Below are 15,770 nucleotides of genomic sequence, written 5' to 3'. Positions count from 1 at the left end.
CCAGCGGCCATTCCTCCATTGAAAAGGGCCGCCCCGGTGCAAGTCGCTTCATCGGCGGGCGAACCCGCCGGATATCAGGTGATGCGGTGGATGCTGGCCGCGATTTCCTCGGGCTCGAACACACGCTTCCAGTCGTCCTTCATCAGCACGGGCTTGCCGAACTCGATCGCCTTGTTGCAGGCATCGGAGAAGACGCCGGGCGTCTCTTCGAAGATGACCGCGCCGAGCACGTTCATATGGCCGAGCAGGAAGTCGCGGGCGGCCTCCTTGGCAACGCCACGCCTGACGCATTCGTCCATCGCTTCCCGCATGACGACGAGCAACGAGGCGCAAACGGTCTCGGAAAGCCCGGGCTCCAGCAGCGCCATCTGCTCGACGGTGACACGGTGCGAGCGCATGACCGGCGCCCAGATAACCTTCGCGATCTCCTCACCGAGCGAATACGCTTCTTCCGGCCCCTGCATCAGGGCGGAAACGATGTGCTGCTTGGCGGCGATGCCGCCGAAGAAATCGCGCTTGGCGGCCGGATCCGTCTCGTCGTTGAAGATCGGCGGATGGCAGGGATGCGTGACGAAATAGGTAAGGTCCGCACGATCCGGCAGATGGCCGGCGAAGGGGGCGGCGGCGTCGAGCGCAACGACCATCGTGCCCGGCTTCAGCTTGTCGGCGATGCCGGCTGCGACCTTGCCGATCGCCGTATCCGGAACCGCGAGGATGACGACGTCGGCACCATCGAGGCCTTCGTCGGCGGAAACGCAGGCGAGGCCCAATTCATCGGAAAGGCGCGCCTTTCCGGCCTCGCTCACCTCGATATGACGGACATCGAAGCGCGAACCCTTGAGATTCTTGGCGAGCCGATAGCCCATTTTGCCACCGGCGCCGAACAACGCGATCGATGTCATCGAAGACCTCCCTGAATGCAGCGGCCGGACATTTGGGCTCCAGCCGGAATTTCCTCCACCGGGCGTCCGGCGTGAGCCTATATTTCTCAACTGGTATAACATGTCAACAACTATATCTTAGAATATGTGATCGCACGATGAACATAACATCGCGTCTTGACGGCGACGGAAAACGGAGCTCAATCCCAACCATTTGAAAAACCGCTGGTTCTTGACGAAACCGGACACGCGAAAAAGCCGAACGTCACACGACGTTCGGCTCAAAATCACGCGGGCGATGGGACGCAGACCGCTTCCGATCCAAAGAAAACCCGTTAAAAGCCGTCAGAGGCGGCCGGCGATCGTCCTTGCGATCAACGCCAGCGACACCGCGCCGGCATCCGGATGGCCGATGCTGCGCGCGGCGAGCGGGCGTGCGCGCCCGAGCCGCGGCGACAGCGGCGCGGTGGCCTCAGCCGCCTCCGCGCAAACAAGGGCGGCCTTCTGCCAGGCCTCTTTCCGCGAAAGGCCATCCGCTTTCGCCGTTTCGAGCGCCGCGACGAAGGGAACGAAGGCATCGACAAGCGTCTTGTCGCCCGGCTTCGCCCCGCCGAGGCGCATCACGTCCTCCAGTGCAAGGCGGGCGCCGCGCACGATATCCGCGTCCTGCAAGGCCGCCTCATCGGAAAAAGCCGAGCTCCAGGAGCGCAGCAGCAGGCCCCAGATAGCGCCGGACGTTCCGCCGGCCCGATCCGCCCAGGCATCGCCGGCCGCGGCAAGCGCGCTTTTCGCACCGGCACCACCTGCCACGGCCTGATGGAGGACGTCGCGGGCCGCAGTCGCGCCACGGCGCATGCCCTGGCCGTGGTCGCCGTCGCCGGCAAAGGCATCGATCCGCCCAAGGTCGGCTTCCGCCTCGGTCAGAGCCGCCACCATGGCATCGAGGACACCGGCGAGGCAGCGGGCGCTCTCCCGCGCAGTGCCGGAGGCCGGCCCGAAGGTCGGCGCCGCGTCCTCGGCATTTTCCGCAAAGTCGGCCGGCTGCGTCTCGAACCCCGCACCGCGGCGGAAGACCGGCGTATCGCAAGGGGCGAGCCAGAAACGCTCCAGCTCCGCGTCGAGCCACATCACCGTCAGCGAACATCCCTGCATATCGAGGCTGGTGACATATTCGCCGGCCTCCGGCGCGACAAGCTCGACACCCGCCGCCTGAAGCCGGCTCTCCACCGCGCCCCAGAGCACGAACAGCTCCTCATACTTGGTCGCGCCGAGGCCGTTGAGCAGCACGGCGGCGCGGCGCGCGCCCGCCGGGCGCTCGGCGAGCACGGTCTCCACCAGCAAGGTTGCAAGATCGCCCGCCGGCACGATTTTCGCATCACGGATACCCGGCTCGCCATGGATGCCGAGGCCGAGCGCCATCATGCCCTTGGGCACGGTGAAGAGCGGCTCCGTCGCGCCCGGCAGCGTGCAACCGCCGAAGGCGACACCAAAGGAGAAGATGCGGGCATTGGCAAGCCGCGTCACGCGCTCGACCTCATCGAGGGAAAGCCCCGCCTCTGCTGCCGCGCCTGCCACCTTGAAGACGAGGAAGTCGCCGGCGATGCCGCGCCGTTGCAGGTGACGGTCCGCCGGTGCGCTCGCCACGTCATCCGTCACGGTGACGATGCGCACGTCGATGCCCTCAGCCCTCAACCGCTCCGCCGCCACGCCGAAATTCAGGACGTCGCCGGCATAATTGCCGAAGCCGAGGAGAATGCCGCCGCCGTGGTTGGCATTGCGGCAGACGCGGGCGACCGCCGCCGTCGAGGGGGAGGCGAAAATCTCGCCCGCCACCGCCGCATCCGCCATGCCCGGCCCGACATAGCCGGCAAAGGCCGGATAGTGTCCCGATCCACCACCGACGATAACGGAGACTTTTCCGCGCGGCACGGCCGTGGCGCGAACCACGCCGCCTTTCACCAGCCGGACATATCTCCCATAAATCCTGGAAAAGCCCGCCAGCGCCGAAGACGCAAACCGTTCCGGATCATCGACAATTTTTGTCATGGGTTTCCTCCTCGCAGGCAATCGGGCCGCGAGGATGCAACATCGACCGGAGAGAAGAAAGAGGTCTCAGGCCACGCGCTCGGCATCCGCCACGATGACGTTGATGCCCGCCGAGCGCATGCGCGACAGATGCGAGATCGGAATGTCCTCGTCGACAACGACGGCATCGAATTCCTGAAGCGTCGCGAAGTGATGCAGCGCGCGCCGCTCGAACTTGGTGTGATCTGCGAGAAGCACCCGCTTTGCCGAACTTTCGAACATCGCCCGTTTCGTTTCCACCGTCTCCGGCGACTGGTGGTAGACCGCATCGCCGACGATGGCCGAGAGCGACATGAACACCGTATCGGCCCGCAGGCGGCGGATCTCGTTGGTGGTAATATGGCCCATGAAGGCGTTGCACCAATTGTAGAACTGGCCGCCGAGACAGATCAGGTTGACGTCGTTGACGTCCTTCAATTCGTTGATGAGCACGAGCGAATTGGTGATGACCGTGAGCGGCACCTTGGCCGGCAGGAAGGCGGTCATCTCGTGCACGGTGGTGGCGTCGTCGAGGAAGATCGCCTGGCCCGGCTCCACGAAGCGCATCGCCGCCCTGGCGATCGCCTTCTTTTCCTTCGCCTGCTTCGTCGCGCGGTAGACGTCGGAGGATTCGATCAGGCTGGTGGGCGCAGCAGAGACGATGCCGCGCGTCTTGCGGAAAAGGCCGCGGCTGACGAGTTCATCGACGTCGCGATGCGCCGTCATCAGGCTGATGCCGAAGCGTTCGGTCAGGTCTTCGATGCGGATGGAGCCTTCGGCGATGACCGTCTCGGCGATCATCTGGCGGCGCACGAGCTGGCGCGCATGCCGGCTGTCGCTCGGCAGCTCTTCCGAAAGCAAATCCTTGACGTCGACTTTCTTGTTCACCGGAGGCCCTGCCATGCTTCGAGGATAGCGTGTCGTATCTCGTTTCGGGCGGCAAGGGAAATGCCAAGCGGAAAGGGGCGCCCGCGACGGGCGCCCCCCTGTCGATCACTCGCTCAGAACGAAGGGAGCGGTGTATTTGTCGACATTGTCCTTGGTGATCAGCAGGCAATCGAAGAGCTGCTTTTCGGTATCGACACCGGTGGAGCCGGTCTTGATCACATTGTCGGCCTGCTTGACGGCCGCTTCCGAGAAGACGGCGACCGGCTGGAGGACGGTGTACTGCAGCTCTCCCGCCTTGATGGCCGCGACGGCATCCGGCGAGCCGTCGAAGCCGCCGACCTTCACCTGTTCCAGCTTGCCGGCTTCCTTGAGCGCCGCGATGGCGCCGAGGGCCATTTCGTCATTGCCGCTGATCACGCCGATGATGTCGGGATTGGCCTGAAGCAGCGACTGCATCTTGGCGTGGCCCTTGGTGCGATCCCAATCAGCCACTTCCTTGCCGGACTTTTCGAGATCGGGATACTGCGTCAGGACGGTTTCGTAACCGTTCGAACGGGTTGCGGCGTTGTTGTCGGAGGGTGCACCGAAGAGTTCGACATACTTGCCCTTGTCGCCGACCGCTTCGACCCACTGCTGGGCGCCGAGAGCGGCGCCCTGGGCGTTGTTCGAAACGAGCTGCGCCTTGGCGAGGCCTTCCTGGTTGATCTCGGCGTTGACGAGGATGACCGGGATGCCGGCGGCAACCGCCTTCTTGACCGCGCCCACCGAGCCATCGGCGTTTGCCGGGTCGAGGATGATGGCGACGGACTTGTTGGTAATGGCCGTGTCGATCAGGTTGCTCTCGGTGTTGGTATCGCCCTTGTGCGCGCCGACATTGGCCGTGTAGCCGAGGCCTTCCGCCGTCTTCTTCGCCACTTCGCCTTCCGTGAACCAGTAGGGGTTGGACGGATCGTTGACGATGACGGTGATCAGACCTTCGGCCCAGGCCGTGCTGAACAGCAGCGGCAGTGCGGCGGTCGCAGCGAAAAGTACACGCATTCCTTTTTTGAACATGGTCTCACTCCCTTGTTGAGTCCGGTTGCGCCGATTTTCGGCAATACTTTCCACTGCCGGGGCTTCGATGGTCCGCCTCCCCCAGCCGCAGTCAGTTCCTGTCAGTCGCCGCTTTCCCTAGCGGCGACCGTATTTGATGCTGTTCAACAGAACGGCGGTGACGATGACGGCACCGGTGAAAACCGTCTGCCAGTAGGCCGAGACGCCGATGATCACGAGACCATCCGACAGGAAGCCGATCACGAAAGCGCCGAGCATGGTGCCGATGACCGTGCCGCGACCGCCCGTCAGCGCCGCCCCGCCGATCACGACGGCGGCGATCGCCGTCAGCTCGTAGGTCGTGCCGGCCGTCGGACCTGCGGATGTGAGCTGCGAGGACAGCACCAGGCCGGCAACGGCGGCGCAGACGCCCGACAGCACATAGACGGTGATTTTCACGCGCTTGACCGGCACGCCCGACAGTTCCGCCGCACGCTCGTTGCCACCGGAGGAATAGAGCCAGCGGCCGAACGCCGTGCGGGCAAGCAGGATGTGGCAGACGACGGCGAAGACGAGGAGCACGATGACGCCGATCGGCACGCCGGCGAGACGGTTGAAGCCGAGCCAGTCGAAGCCGGTATTGCCGAGTTCCGGGCGCCCGCCGAGATTGTTGTAGGTGAGGCCGTTGGTCATCAGGAGCGCGATGCCGCGGGCGACATAGAGCACGCCGAGCGTCGCAACGAAGGCCGGCACCCGCAGATAGGCGATCAGCACGCCGTTGACCGCGCCGACGACGGCGCCGAGCAGGCAGGTCAGCACGACCACGACCCAGACCGAGGGATAGAGGATGATGCCGAGCTGCGGCAGCGTTACGCCCTGCATGAGGAAGCCCGCGACGACGCCGGCAAGCCCCAGCGTCGAGCCGACGGAAAGGTCGATACCGCCATTGAGGATGACGAGCAGCATACCGATGGCGAGCAGGCCGAAAATCGCGACATGCGAGGCCATGATCAGGAAATTGCTGACCGTGAAATAGTTCGGCGACATCAACGAGAAGACGACGATGATGGCAATGAGCGCGAAGAAGGCGCGGCCCTCGAACAGGAGCTCGATAAAGCTCTTCTTGCGCTTGCCGCCGCTCGCCGCCGCCTTCGTCTGGATTGCAGGTGTGACTGACATTGCTTCAGCGCTCCTAGAGCATTTCCAGCCGGAACATCGCCTCGGCGTCGGAGAATGCGGTAAAACAAGTATCTAGAATGAACCCGGCTGGGTTCGTTCTAGTGGGCGTGCACGGCTTCGCCCGAGGCGGCCATAATCTGTTCCTTGGTCACGTCAGGACCGAATTCCGCCGAAATGCGGCCGCGCCGCATGACGATGATGCGGTGGGCGATGCTGAGGCATTCGCCGACCTCCGACGTGGTGTAGACAACGGCAAGGCCCTGCTTCGCACGCTCGGCGAGCAGCTTGAACACCTCGGCCTTTGCGCCGATGTCGATGCCGCGGCTCGGCTCGTCGAGCAGGATCACCTCCGGATCGGTCGCCAGCATCTTGCCGATCACCACCTTCTGCTGGTTGCCGCCGGAGAGCGAGCCGATCGTAGCATCACCGCCATCGGTCTTGATATGCACCTTGCGGATCGCCTCGCCGATAAGGCCGGCCTCGCGCGCGGTCGAGGTGAAGAGGCCGCGCGTGAACGCGCCGAGGCTGGCGAGCGACAGGTTGCGGCCGACCGTCATGGTCTGCACCAGGCCGTCGCGCTGCCGGTCCTCCGGCACGAGCACGAGGCCGTCGCGAATGCAGGCGGCAATCGACTGGCCGGTGACGTCCCGGCCCTTCAGCTTGACCTTGCCGGCCGTCGCCTTCAGGCGGCCGGCAACGGTTTCGAGCAGCTCGGTGCGCCCGGCACCCATCAGGCCGTAGATGCAGACGATCTCCCCCGCACGCACGGCAAGCGACATGCCGTCAACGACGGAATAGCCCGCGCCGCCCGGATCCGGCACGGTCAGCCCCTCGATGGAGAGCGCGACGTCGCCCTTGTCGTAGCCTGACGGCGGCGAGCCGAGGTCGAAATTGTCGCCGACCATATGCCGCACGATCCATTCGAGATCGATGTCCTTGCGCTCGGCATAGGCGGTCATCGCCCCGTCGCGCAGCACCACCGCATGGTTGGTGATCTGCAGCGCCTCTTCGAGATGGTGCGAGATGTAGACGATCGAGACGCCGCGGTTCATCAGGTCGCGGATGACCTTGAACAGGACGTCGACTTCCGAGGCCGAGAGCGCCGAGGTCGGCTCGTCCATGATCAGGATGCGTGAATTGACCGAAAGTGCGCGTGCGATCTCGACGATCTGCTGCTGGCCGAGACGCAGGTCCTCGACCGGGGTCAGAGGATCGATATCCTCTTCGAGTTCTTCCATCAGGAGCCGCGTCTGGCGCTCTTCTTCGGCGAAGTCGACACCCGTCGCCGTCATGATTTCGCGACCCATGAAGATGTTGTCGCGAACGTTCATGTTCGGCGCGAGGCTGAGCTCCTGATGGATGATGGAGATACCGCGGTCACGTGCTTGGGAGGATGACGCGAAAACGATAGGTTCTCCATCGAGAATGATTTCACCCGATGTGGGCTGCACCACGCCGGAGAGGATTTTCATCAGCGTCGACTTGCCGGCGCCGTTTTCGCCGAACAGCGTCGTCACCTGGCCGCGATGGATGTCGAAGTTGACGCCCTTGAGGGCATGCACACTACCGTAGGATTTCGCCACGTTGCGCGCGGCAAGCACGACTTCACCCTTCCGGCCGGTTTCCGCAAGCGCGCTCATTGGACGTCGAGCCTCACCGGGGTGACGATCCAGCTCTTCGGGTTGACGAGCTTGATGACGCCGATCACCGAGACCGTCTTGCCGCTGAGCGCCGCCGGATCGATGCCCGACAGCACGACCTTCTTGACCTCGTTGTTGATGGCCGAACCGGCATCCTGGTATTCGATCTGGTTCTTGAACTGGCCGAATTCGATCTGGCCGGTGGCATCGCGCAGATCCGTGCCGTTGAGCGCCGGGCCGGTCTGCACACGCACGGTCAGCTCGGCGGGCAGCCCCTCGACCGCGACGACGTTGTAGTTCGCCTTGCGCTCGCCGACGACGCCGGTGAATTTCACCGGAATGACCGGACCGACGGAGGTGGCGACGCCGTATTTCTCACCCGCCGCCTTCTTGTCCGCGGCGACCGCCTGCGACAGCTCGACGGCGTCGACAGCCCGCGTCTCGACGCTCTGCTTGATCAGCGGGAACTGTTCCGCGCCATACGCTTCCGGCGAAAACTTCTGGACCTGCACGTCGGCCTCCGAGCCGATGCGCACGATCGTCGTGTCGAAGACCATGGCGCCGAGCAGCACGACGGCGGCGGCGACACCGATCCAGCGATAGCTTTTCGCAGGCTGGGGCGATTTTGCGAGCGCAGCGTCAGTCATGTCGGTTGGCCTTGCAGTTGAACGAGGGATTTTCCGGGCGGACACGTCGATAGGGCGACGGCAAAAGGGACAAGCCCAAAGCGTTGCGGCCGCAGGTCGAATTCTTTCGAACAGAACATGTCACGATGTCCTCCCCATGAACGGCGCCGGCCCGGCCTCCTCACCTGCCTTGCGCTGCAGTGCACACAATTTCGCACTTGCGATATATGCGTGTTATATGTCGCAGTATATATGTTAAATTAACACAGGCTGTCAATCGGCGTTTTTTAACAACATCGTGTACAGCCCTGGTCCTGAGCGATAGTTCGGCGGCAAAGGAATGGGCATCGACGCGTCCTTCTGACCCACACGATCGCAGATCACCGTCACCGCCAGTGCATATCGGAAAATAAACTAAAATGTTGATATTAAACGAGAAAAATGGAACTTATCGAATAGCAAGGAAGCCCGATCGACAGCCTTCGGGCAACAAAAGCACGCTACGCGACAGCGCCGCCCCATAAAAAGCGAGCCGCAACGAATTCCCCGATAGCTACCCATCATAACTGAAAAAAAATTCGTTGTTCGAAAAATTTTACGAGACACATGATAACTTTGTGTTATGTTCCTGTGTGAAATTCGGGCGGCCCGTGGTAGGTTCTTGAGGCAAGTCGAAAGAATTCGATTTGGGAACCCACACACATTTCCAGAGAGACTGTCGGGAGGATCGAATGCTCTCAATCGGATCAGGTGAGACGACGCGGGCAACCGCGGGCGCTGCGGGCCTTTCCCATGGCTGACGCGGCGGATCTGATCATCGGCGTCGATGCCGGCACATCCGTCATGAAGGCCGTCGCCTTCACGCTCTCCGGACGCCAGATCGCCAGCGCCTCCGTGCGTAACACCTACACGACCGCCGATAACGGCGCCGTGACCCAATCACTCGACCAGACCTGGCTTGACTGCACCCGCGCACTGCGTGGCCTTGCGGAGAAGGTCGAAAACCTCGCCGGCCGCACCGCTGCCATCGCCGTGACCGGCCAGGGTGACGGCACCTGGCTCGTCGGCGCCGGAAACCGCCCGGCCAGCGACGCCTGGCTGTGGCTCGACGCCCGCGCCGCGCCGACCGTCGAGCGCCTTGCCGCCTCTGATGCCGACCATGCGCGTTTTGCGGCGACCGGCACCGGCCTCAACACCTGCCAGCAGGGCGCGCAACTCGCCCATATGGACCGGTATTTTCCGGACCTGCTGGCCGGCGCCGAAACGGCGATGCACTGCAAGGACTGGCTCTACCTGAACCTGACCGGCGTGCGCGCCACCGACCCGTCGGAAGTGAGCTTCACCTTCGGCAATTTCCGCACCCGCGCCTATGACGGCGACGTGCTCGCCGCCCTCGGCCTTACCCATCGTCGCAAACTGCTGCCGGAGGTGATCGAGGGCACGGAAACCGTTCACCCTTTGACGGCGGAAGCTGCCGCGGCAGCCGGCCTGAAACCTGGAACACCCGTCTGCCTCGGTTATGTCGACATGTGCATGACGGCGCTTGGCGCGGGCGTGCGCAGCGAGGGCCGCAACGCCGCCTGCTCCGCCATCGGCTCCACGGGTGTGCACCTGCTGGCAAAACCGGTTTCCGAGGTCGTGCTCAACGCCCAGCGCACCGGCTATGTCATCGCCCTGCCGATCCCCGGCGTCGTCACCCAGGTCCAGACCAATATGGGCGCGACGATCAACCTCGACTGGCTGCTCCAGCTTGGTGCCGATCTCCTGGGCGAATTCGGCGTCACCGCCAGCCTCAACGAGATGATCGGCCGCGTCGACCAATGGTTCGCGGCAAGCAAACCCGGCAATATCCTTTACCATCCCTATATTTCCGAGGCGGGCGAGCGTGGCCCCTTCGTCAACGCCCGTGCCCGCGCGAATTTCACCGGGCTTTCCAGCCGCCACCGCTATCCCGACCTCGTGCGCGCCGTCGTCGAAGGCCTCGGCATGGCGACGCGCGATTGTTATGCCGCCATGGGCACGCTTCCCTCGGAGCTTCGCGTTTCCGGTGGCGCCGCCCGGTCGGCCTCGCTGCGCGGCACGCTCGGCGCAGCGCTGGGCGCGCCGGTGCGCGTCTCGACGCGCGAGGAGGCGGGCGCCGCGGGCGCATCGATGATGGCGGCCGTTGCCATCGGCGCGTATCGCACGATGGACGACTGCATCGCCGATTGGGTGACGCCTGAGCTCGGCGCGGCCGAGCCCCCGAAGCCTGAAGACACCGAACGCATGACGCGCCTCTTCGCCGCCTATTCGGACGCGCGTCGAGGCATCGCGCCCGCCTGGGACATTCTGGCGGCGCGCTGAAGCAAGGAGATTGAGATGAACGAGCCTGAGCTTATTGACCTCTTCGTGATCGGCGGCGGCATCAACGGCGCGGGCATCGCGCGCGATGCGGCCGGCCGAGGCTTGAAGGTCGTGCTCTGCGAAAAGGACGACCTGGCGGAAGGCACCTCTTCCCGCTCGGGAAAGCTGGTACACGGTGGCCTGCGCTATCTCGAATATTACGAGTTCCGCCTGGTGCGCGAGGCGCTGATCGAGCGTGAGGTGCTGCTCAACGCCGCGCCGCACATCATCTGGCCGATGCGCTTCGTGCTGCCGCACAGCCCGCAGGATCGCCCCGCCTGGCTCGTCCGCCTCGGCCTCTTCCTCTATGATCATCTCGGCGGCCGCAAGAAACTGCCGGGAACACGCACGCTCGACCTCGCACGCGATCCCGAGGGCACGCCGATCCTCGACCAGTACACCCGCGGCTTCGAATATTCCGACTGCTGGGTGGACGACGCCCGCCTCGTCACCCTCAACGCCATCGGCGCCGCCGAAAAGGGAGCGGTTGTCTTGACCCGCTCGCCCGCCGTCTCGGCCCGCCGCGAAAATGGCGCCTGGACCGTCACGACGAAGAATAGCCTGACCGGCGAAAACCGCAGCTTCCGCGCCAAGTGCCTCATCAACTGCGCTGGCCCCTGGGTTTCCGACGTCATCAACCGCGTTGCCGGCTCCAACTCGACGCGCAATGTGCGCCTCGTCAAGGGCAGCCACATCATCGTGCCCAAATTCTGGGCGGGATCCAATGCCTATCTCGTGCAGAACCACGACAAGCGCGTCATCTTCATCAACCCCTACGAGGGCGACAAGGCGCTGATCGGCACCACCGACATCGCCTATGAAGGCCGCGCCGAGGATGTCTCTGCCGACGAGGGTGAGATCGACTACCTGCTGAAGGCGGTGAACCGCTACTTCAAGGAGAAGCTGCGCCGGCAGGATGTGCTGCATTCCTTCTCCGGCGTGCGCCCGCTCTTCGACGACGGCAAAGGCAACCCGTCTGCCGTCACGCGTGACTACGTCTTCGACCTCGACGAAACCGGCGGCGCACCGCTGCTCAATGTCTTCGGCGGCAAGATCACCACCTTCCGCGAGCTTGCCGAACGCGGCCTGCAGCGGCTCAAGCATGTTTTCCCGAACATGGGAGGCGACTGGACCGAAAAGGCGCCTCTTCCCGGCGGCGACATGCCGAACGCCGACTACGAAACCTTCGCCAACAGCCTGCGCGACACCTATCCCTGGATGCCGCGCAAGCTGGTGCACCACTACGGCCGCCTCTATGGCACGCGCACGAAAGCCGTCGTCGCCGGCGCGAGCGGCCTCGACGGTCTCGGCCGGCATTTCGGCGGGCAATTTTATGAGGCAGAGGCGCGCTATCTCGTCGCCAGCGAATGGGCGGAGACGCCAGAGGACATCCTCTACCGCCGCACCAAACACTACCTGCATCTGACGGAAGCCGAACGCGCGGCCTTCGCCGACTGGTTCAACGCCGCTCGCCTCGCCGCGGCCTGAGGATTGTTATGCCGCTGACGCTCTCGCTCAACACCAATCCGCTGGTCAACCGTTTCGCCGATCCCGACGACCTGATCGACACCGTCGCGCGCGATCTCAAGCTGCGCGACCTCCAATTGACCCATGAATTCATCAATCCGAGCTGGAACGCCGCGACCATCCGCCGGCTGACGCGGCAGATGGACCGGGCGCTGGAGCGCACCGGCGTGCGCGTCACCTCGGGCATGACCGGACCCTATGGCCGCCTCAACCATTTCGGCCATCCGGATGCGGATGTGCGCCGCTACTATGTCGACTGGTTCAAGACCTTCGCCGATATCATCGGCGATCTCGGAGGAACCTCCGTCGGCACCCAGTTCGCCATTTTCACCTACAAGGATTTTGACGACCCCGCCCGCCGCGAAGAGCTGATCCGGATCGCCATCAACTGTTGGACCGAAGTTGCGGAGCATGCGAAACGCGCCGGTCTTTCCTATGTCTTCTGGGAGCCGATGAGTATCGGCCGCGAATTCGGCGAGACGATCGACGCCTGCCTGTCGCTGCAGGACCGGCTGACCGCCGCGAACATGGCGATCCCCATGTGGATGATGGCCGACATCGACCACGGCGACGTCACCTCGGAAAACCCCGACGACTTCAATCCCTACGCCTGGGCACGCGCGGTACCGAAAGTGTCGCCGATCATCCACATCAAGCAGAGCCTGATGGACAAGGGTGGTCACAGGCCCTTCACCGCCGAATTCAACGCCCGGGGACGCATCCAGCCGGAGCCCCTGCTGCAAGCCTTCGCCGAGGGCGGAGCAGTCGATAACGAAATCTGCCTCGAACTCTCCTTCAAGGAGCGCGAACCGAACGACCGCGAGGTCGTTCCGCAGATCGCCGAAAGCATCGCCTTCTGGGCGCCGCACATCGATACCGGTGCGTCGGACCTCAAGCTGGGCTGACCATTTTGTACGTGCTTGCTAAGACTGGGCCTGAAGACCGCTTCCGGTTGCAAGGCACGACAGGACATCGCTGATGACCGACAATGAAGATTCCCTCGCCGTCCGCGCCGCCTGGCTGCACTATGTCGGCGGCTTCACCCAGTCCGCCGTCGCCAAACGGCTGGGCATCCCCTCGGTCAAGGCGCATCGGCTGATCGCGCGCGCGGTCGCCGAGGGCGTAGTGAAGGTCAGCATCGATGGTGACATCGCCGAATGTGCCAATCTGGAGATGGAGCTTTCGACCCGCTACGGGCTCGATTACTGCGAAGTGTCGCCCGACATCGACGACGATCCGCTGGCGCTGACGACGCTCGGCCATGCCGGCGCGAACTTCCTACGCCGCGAGATCGAACGAGGCGAAGCCGCCGTCATCGGCCTTGGCCATGGCCGCACGCTCTCTGCCGCCGTCCGTCATCTGCCGCGGATCGGCGCGAGCGGCACCCGCTTCGTCTCGCTGCTCGGCGGCCTCACCCGCAACTACGCCGCCAATCCCTATGACGTGATGCATCGCCTCGCGGAAAAAACCGGCACGCAGGCCTATGTAATGCCCGTGCCCTTCTTCGCCAACACGGAAGAGGACCGCGAGGTGCTGCTCTCCCAGCGCGGCGTCAGCGAGGTGTTCAACCTCGCTCGCAGCGCCGATCTGAAAATCGTCGGCATCGGAACGGTCGACAACCAGGCCCATCTCGTCAAATCCGGCATGTTGCAGCCGGATGAGCTGGAGGAGATCGCGGCGCTCGGCGGCGTCGGCGAACTTTTAGGCCATTTCTTCGACGCCAGGGGCCGCATCCTTGAGACAGCCGTGACAGCGCGCACGCTGGCCGCTTCCTTCTCCGAGGCGGGCGGCGACCGGATCGTCGCCATCGCCGGCGGTCCTGTCAAAACCGAGGCCATCCGCGCCGTGCTCTACAGCCACAAGCTGTATGGGCTCATCACGGACGAGCGGACGGCCCGGCAGCTCCTGCAAAACTCAACATAAGAAAAATCTCAAAATCACATTTTTAATGTTATAATCTGGAAGAAACGATGTTATAAGCCGCGCCATGCGACGGAGGACGCCTTGAAACGGGAAGAGCGCAGGCAGGAAATCATCAATCTGCTGGTCGAAAGTCGGGCCGTCGAGCTCGACGACATCGCGGCGCGCTTCGGCGTCTCCAAGATGACCATCCACCGCGACCTCGACGATCTCGAGAAGGCCGGCGTGCTTCGAAAAGTGCGCGGCGGCGCAACGATCGACGCGGGCACCCAGTTCGAAAGCGATTTCCGGTTCCGTGAATTGCAGGAGGCCGACGTCAAGCGGGAACTCGCCGAAACAGCCGCCGAACTGGTCGAGCCCGGCATGACCGTCATGATCAACGACGGCTCCATGGCCTCCGTGCTCGGCGACGTGTTGTGCGAGAAGAAGCCGATCACCCTCATCACCAACAACGCCGCTATCCTGGAGCGTGCCAAGGGCCTGTCCGGCGTGACGTTGATCGGTCTCGGCGGCGTCTATTCCGCAAAATTCAACGCCTATTCCGGCATCGTGACAGAGGAGGCACTATCGCGCCTCAGGGCCGACATCGCCTTCATCTCCGCGCCGGCGGCGTCGGGGCGCCTTGCCTATCACATGGACGAGGCGGTGGTGCGCACCAAGCGGGCGATGATGGCCGCGAGCCGCCAGAAGTGCCTGATGATCAACAGCCGCCGCTTCGGCCATACGGCGTTGCATGTGCTCGCCGATCTTTCCGAATTCGACACGGTCGTTTCAGACAAACCCCTGCCACACGACACAACCGCGGAACTCATCGGCGGAAAAACGACGGTCAGGATCACACAGGAGAAAACGCCATGAGCCGGAAATTCTGGGTCGGCACGAGTTGGAAGATGAACAAGACGCTGGCCGAGGCAAAGCTCTTTGCCGAAGGCCTCAAGGCGGCTGACGGCAACCGCGATGCCCGCATCCAGCGCTTCGTCATCCCGCCCTTCACTGCCGTGCGCGAGGTCAAATCACTGCTTGCCGACACCTCCGTGAAGGTCGGCGCACAGAACATGCACTGGGCGAACGACGGCGCCTGGACCGGCGAAATCTCGCCCGTCATGCTGAGGGACTGCAATCTCGACCTCGTCGAACTCGGCCATTCCGAGCGCCGCGAGCATTTCGGCGAGACCGACGAGACGGTCGGCCTCAAGACCGAGGCGGCGGTGCGCCATGGCCTCGTGCCGCTGATCTGCATCGGCGAAACACTCGCCGATCGCGAGGGCGGCCATGCGACCGAAGTGCTCGCCCAGCAGGTGCGCGGCGCGCTCTCGCGGCTCGACGCTACGCAGAAGCAGGCAACAATCCTGCTCGCCTACGAGCCCGTCTGGGCGATCGGCGAAAAGGGCATCCCGGCCACCGCCGACTACGCCAATGCACGCCATGCCGAGATCGCCGAAGTTGCGGAAAACATGCTCGGTCGGCGCATTCCCTGCCTCTATGGCGGTTCGGTCAATCCGCAGAACTGCGAGGAACTGATCGCCTGCCCCGATATCGACGGGCTCTTCATCGGCCGCTCAGCCTGGAAGGTTGAAGGCTATCTCGACATTCTGGCGCGCTGCGCCGCCAAGATCTGAAAAGGAGATCTC

13 protein-coding genes are annotated in these 15,770 nt (G+C 63.8%); 6 read left to right on the top strand and 7 right to left on the bottom strand.

The genetic code is table 11. The annotated features are described in order from the left end of the window. Nucleotides 1-74 precede the first annotated feature (74 nt). The 7 genes from EXZ48_RS00390 to EXZ48_RS00360 form a co-directional block, all read right to left on the bottom strand. Nucleotides 75-902: a phosphogluconate dehydrogenase C-terminal domain-containing protein gene (locus EXZ48_RS00390; protein WP_023516209.1), complete on the bottom strand. Its 828-nt coding sequence runs from the start codon at nucleotides 900-902 to the stop codon at nucleotides 75-77. Between the two features lie 324 nt (nucleotides 903-1,226). Continuing rightward, on the bottom strand, nucleotides 1,227-2,927 hold the full coding sequence (locus EXZ48_RS00385) for a dihydroxyacetone kinase family protein (RefSeq protein ID WP_130513968.1): 1,701 nt from the start codon (nucleotides 2,925-2,927) through the stop codon (nucleotides 1,227-1,229). Between the two features lie 66 nt (nucleotides 2,928-2,993). Next, nucleotides 2,994-3,848, bottom strand: coding sequence for a DeoR/GlpR family DNA-binding transcription regulator (locus tag EXZ48_RS00380; RefSeq protein ID WP_197283966.1), 855 nt, complete (start codon nucleotides 3,846-3,848; stop codon nucleotides 2,994-2,996). A gap of 90 nt (nucleotides 3,849-3,938) precedes the next feature. Beyond that, nucleotides 3,939-4,886: a D-ribose ABC transporter substrate-binding protein gene (locus EXZ48_RS00375; RefSeq protein ID WP_024271312.1), complete on the bottom strand. Its 948-nt coding sequence runs from the start codon at nucleotides 4,884-4,886 to the stop codon at nucleotides 3,939-3,941. Nucleotides 4,887-5,003: 117 nt separating this feature from the next. Further along, nucleotides 5,004-6,044 (bottom strand): ABC transporter permease, encoded by a 1,041-nt coding sequence (locus EXZ48_RS00370; protein ID WP_023517348.1) that lies wholly within the window; start codon nucleotides 6,042-6,044, stop codon nucleotides 5,004-5,006. A gap of 98 nt (nucleotides 6,045-6,142) precedes the next feature. Beyond that, complete coding sequence (locus tag EXZ48_RS00365) at nucleotides 6,143-7,684, bottom strand: sugar ABC transporter ATP-binding protein (RefSeq protein WP_130513967.1); 1,542 nt, start codon at nucleotides 7,682-7,684, stop codon at nucleotides 6,143-6,145. After that, complete coding sequence (locus EXZ48_RS00360) at nucleotides 7,681-8,331, bottom strand: DUF2291 family protein (RefSeq protein WP_050743653.1); 651 nt, start codon at nucleotides 8,329-8,331, stop codon at nucleotides 7,681-7,683. The genes EXZ48_RS00365 and EXZ48_RS00360 overlap by 4 nt, the downstream gene beginning before the upstream one ends. 771 nt (nucleotides 8,332-9,102) lie before the next feature. On the opposite strand from EXZ48_RS00360, the gene EXZ48_RS00355 reads away from it, so the two are divergent. The 6 genes from EXZ48_RS00355 (at nucleotide 9,103) to EXZ48_RS00330 (ending at nucleotide 15,758) form a co-directional block, all read left to right on the top strand. Continuing rightward, on the top strand, nucleotides 9,103-10,653 hold the full coding sequence (locus tag EXZ48_RS00355) for an FGGY-family carbohydrate kinase (protein ID WP_130513966.1): 1,551 nt from the start codon (nucleotides 9,103-9,105) through the stop codon (nucleotides 10,651-10,653). 15 nt (nucleotides 10,654-10,668) lie between these two features. Further along, a complete protein-coding gene (locus EXZ48_RS00350) occupies nucleotides 10,669-12,180 on the top strand; it encodes a glycerol-3-phosphate dehydrogenase (protein WP_130513965.1) in 1,512 nt (503 codons plus the stop codon). A gap of 8 nt (nucleotides 12,181-12,188) precedes the next feature. Then, nucleotides 12,189-13,124 carry a sugar phosphate isomerase/epimerase gene (locus EXZ48_RS00345; RefSeq protein ID WP_130513964.1) on the top strand — a complete coding sequence of 312 codons (936 nt, stop codon included), beginning with the start codon at nucleotides 12,189-12,191 and terminating at the stop codon, nucleotides 13,122-13,124. A 73-nt stretch (nucleotides 13,125-13,197) separates the two neighbouring features. Then, entirely contained in the window at nucleotides 13,198-14,142 is a 945-nt protein-coding gene (locus EXZ48_RS00340) for a sugar-binding transcriptional regulator (protein WP_130513963.1), read from the top strand. A gap of 81 nt (nucleotides 14,143-14,223) precedes the next feature. Beyond that, nucleotides 14,224-14,997 carry a DeoR/GlpR family DNA-binding transcription regulator gene (locus EXZ48_RS00335; protein ID WP_050743648.1) on the top strand — a complete coding sequence of 258 codons (774 nt, stop codon included), beginning with the start codon at nucleotides 14,224-14,226 and terminating at the stop codon, nucleotides 14,995-14,997. Further along, nucleotides 14,994-15,758, top strand: a complete 765-nt coding sequence (locus tag EXZ48_RS00330) for a triose-phosphate isomerase (RefSeq protein WP_050743647.1) — start codon at nucleotides 14,994-14,996, stop codon at nucleotides 15,756-15,758. Before EXZ48_RS00335 ends, EXZ48_RS00330 begins: the two co-directional genes overlap by 4 nt. Nucleotides 15,759-15,770: the final 12 nt, after the last annotated feature.

The sequence above is a fragment of the Shinella sp. JR1-6 genome (assembly GCF_004284735.1).
Classification (GTDB): domain Bacteria; phylum Pseudomonadota; class Alphaproteobacteria; order Rhizobiales; family Rhizobiaceae; genus Shinella.
This window is presented reverse-complemented; position numbering and strand designations above follow the sequence as displayed.

Coding starts and splice junctions, on each gene's coding strand:
- EXZ48_RS00380 (WP_197283966.1), bottom strand. CDS start 3,848: ATGGCAGGGCCTCCGGTGAACAAGAAAGTCGACGTCAAGGATTTGCTT.
- EXZ48_RS00370 (WP_023517348.1), bottom strand. CDS start 6,044: ATGTCAGTCACACCTGCAATCCAGACGAAGGCGGCGGCGAGCGGCGGC.
- EXZ48_RS00385 (WP_130513968.1), bottom strand. CDS start 2,927: ATGACAAAAATTGTCGATGATCCGGAACGGTTTGCGTCTTCGGCGCTG.
- EXZ48_RS00340 (WP_130513963.1), top strand. CDS start 13,198: ATGACCGACAATGAAGATTCCCTCGCCGTCCGCGCCGCCTGGCTGCAC.
- EXZ48_RS00345 (WP_130513964.1), top strand. CDS start 12,189: ATGCCGCTGACGCTCTCGCTCAACACCAATCCGCTGGTCAACCGTTTC.
- EXZ48_RS00375 (WP_024271312.1), bottom strand. CDS start 4,886: ATGTTCAAAAAAGGAATGCGTGTACTTTTCGCTGCGACCGCCGCACTG.
- EXZ48_RS00355 (WP_130513966.1), top strand. CDS start 9,103: ATGGCTGACGCGGCGGATCTGATCATCGGCGTCGATGCCGGCACATCC.
- EXZ48_RS00350 (WP_130513965.1), top strand. CDS start 10,669: ATGAACGAGCCTGAGCTTATTGACCTCTTCGTGATCGGCGGCGGCATC.
- EXZ48_RS00390 (WP_023516209.1), bottom strand. CDS start 902: ATGACATCGATCGCGTTGTTCGGCGCCGGTGGCAAAATGGGCTATCGG.
- EXZ48_RS00330 (WP_050743647.1), top strand. CDS start 14,994: ATGAGCCGGAAATTCTGGGTCGGCACGAGTTGGAAGATGAACAAGACG.
- EXZ48_RS00360 (WP_050743653.1), bottom strand. CDS start 8,331: ATGACTGACGCTGCGCTCGCAAAATCGCCCCAGCCTGCGAAAAGCTAT.
- EXZ48_RS00365 (WP_130513967.1), bottom strand. CDS start 7,684: ATGAGCGCGCTTGCGGAAACCGGCCGGAAGGGTGAAGTCGTGCTTGCC.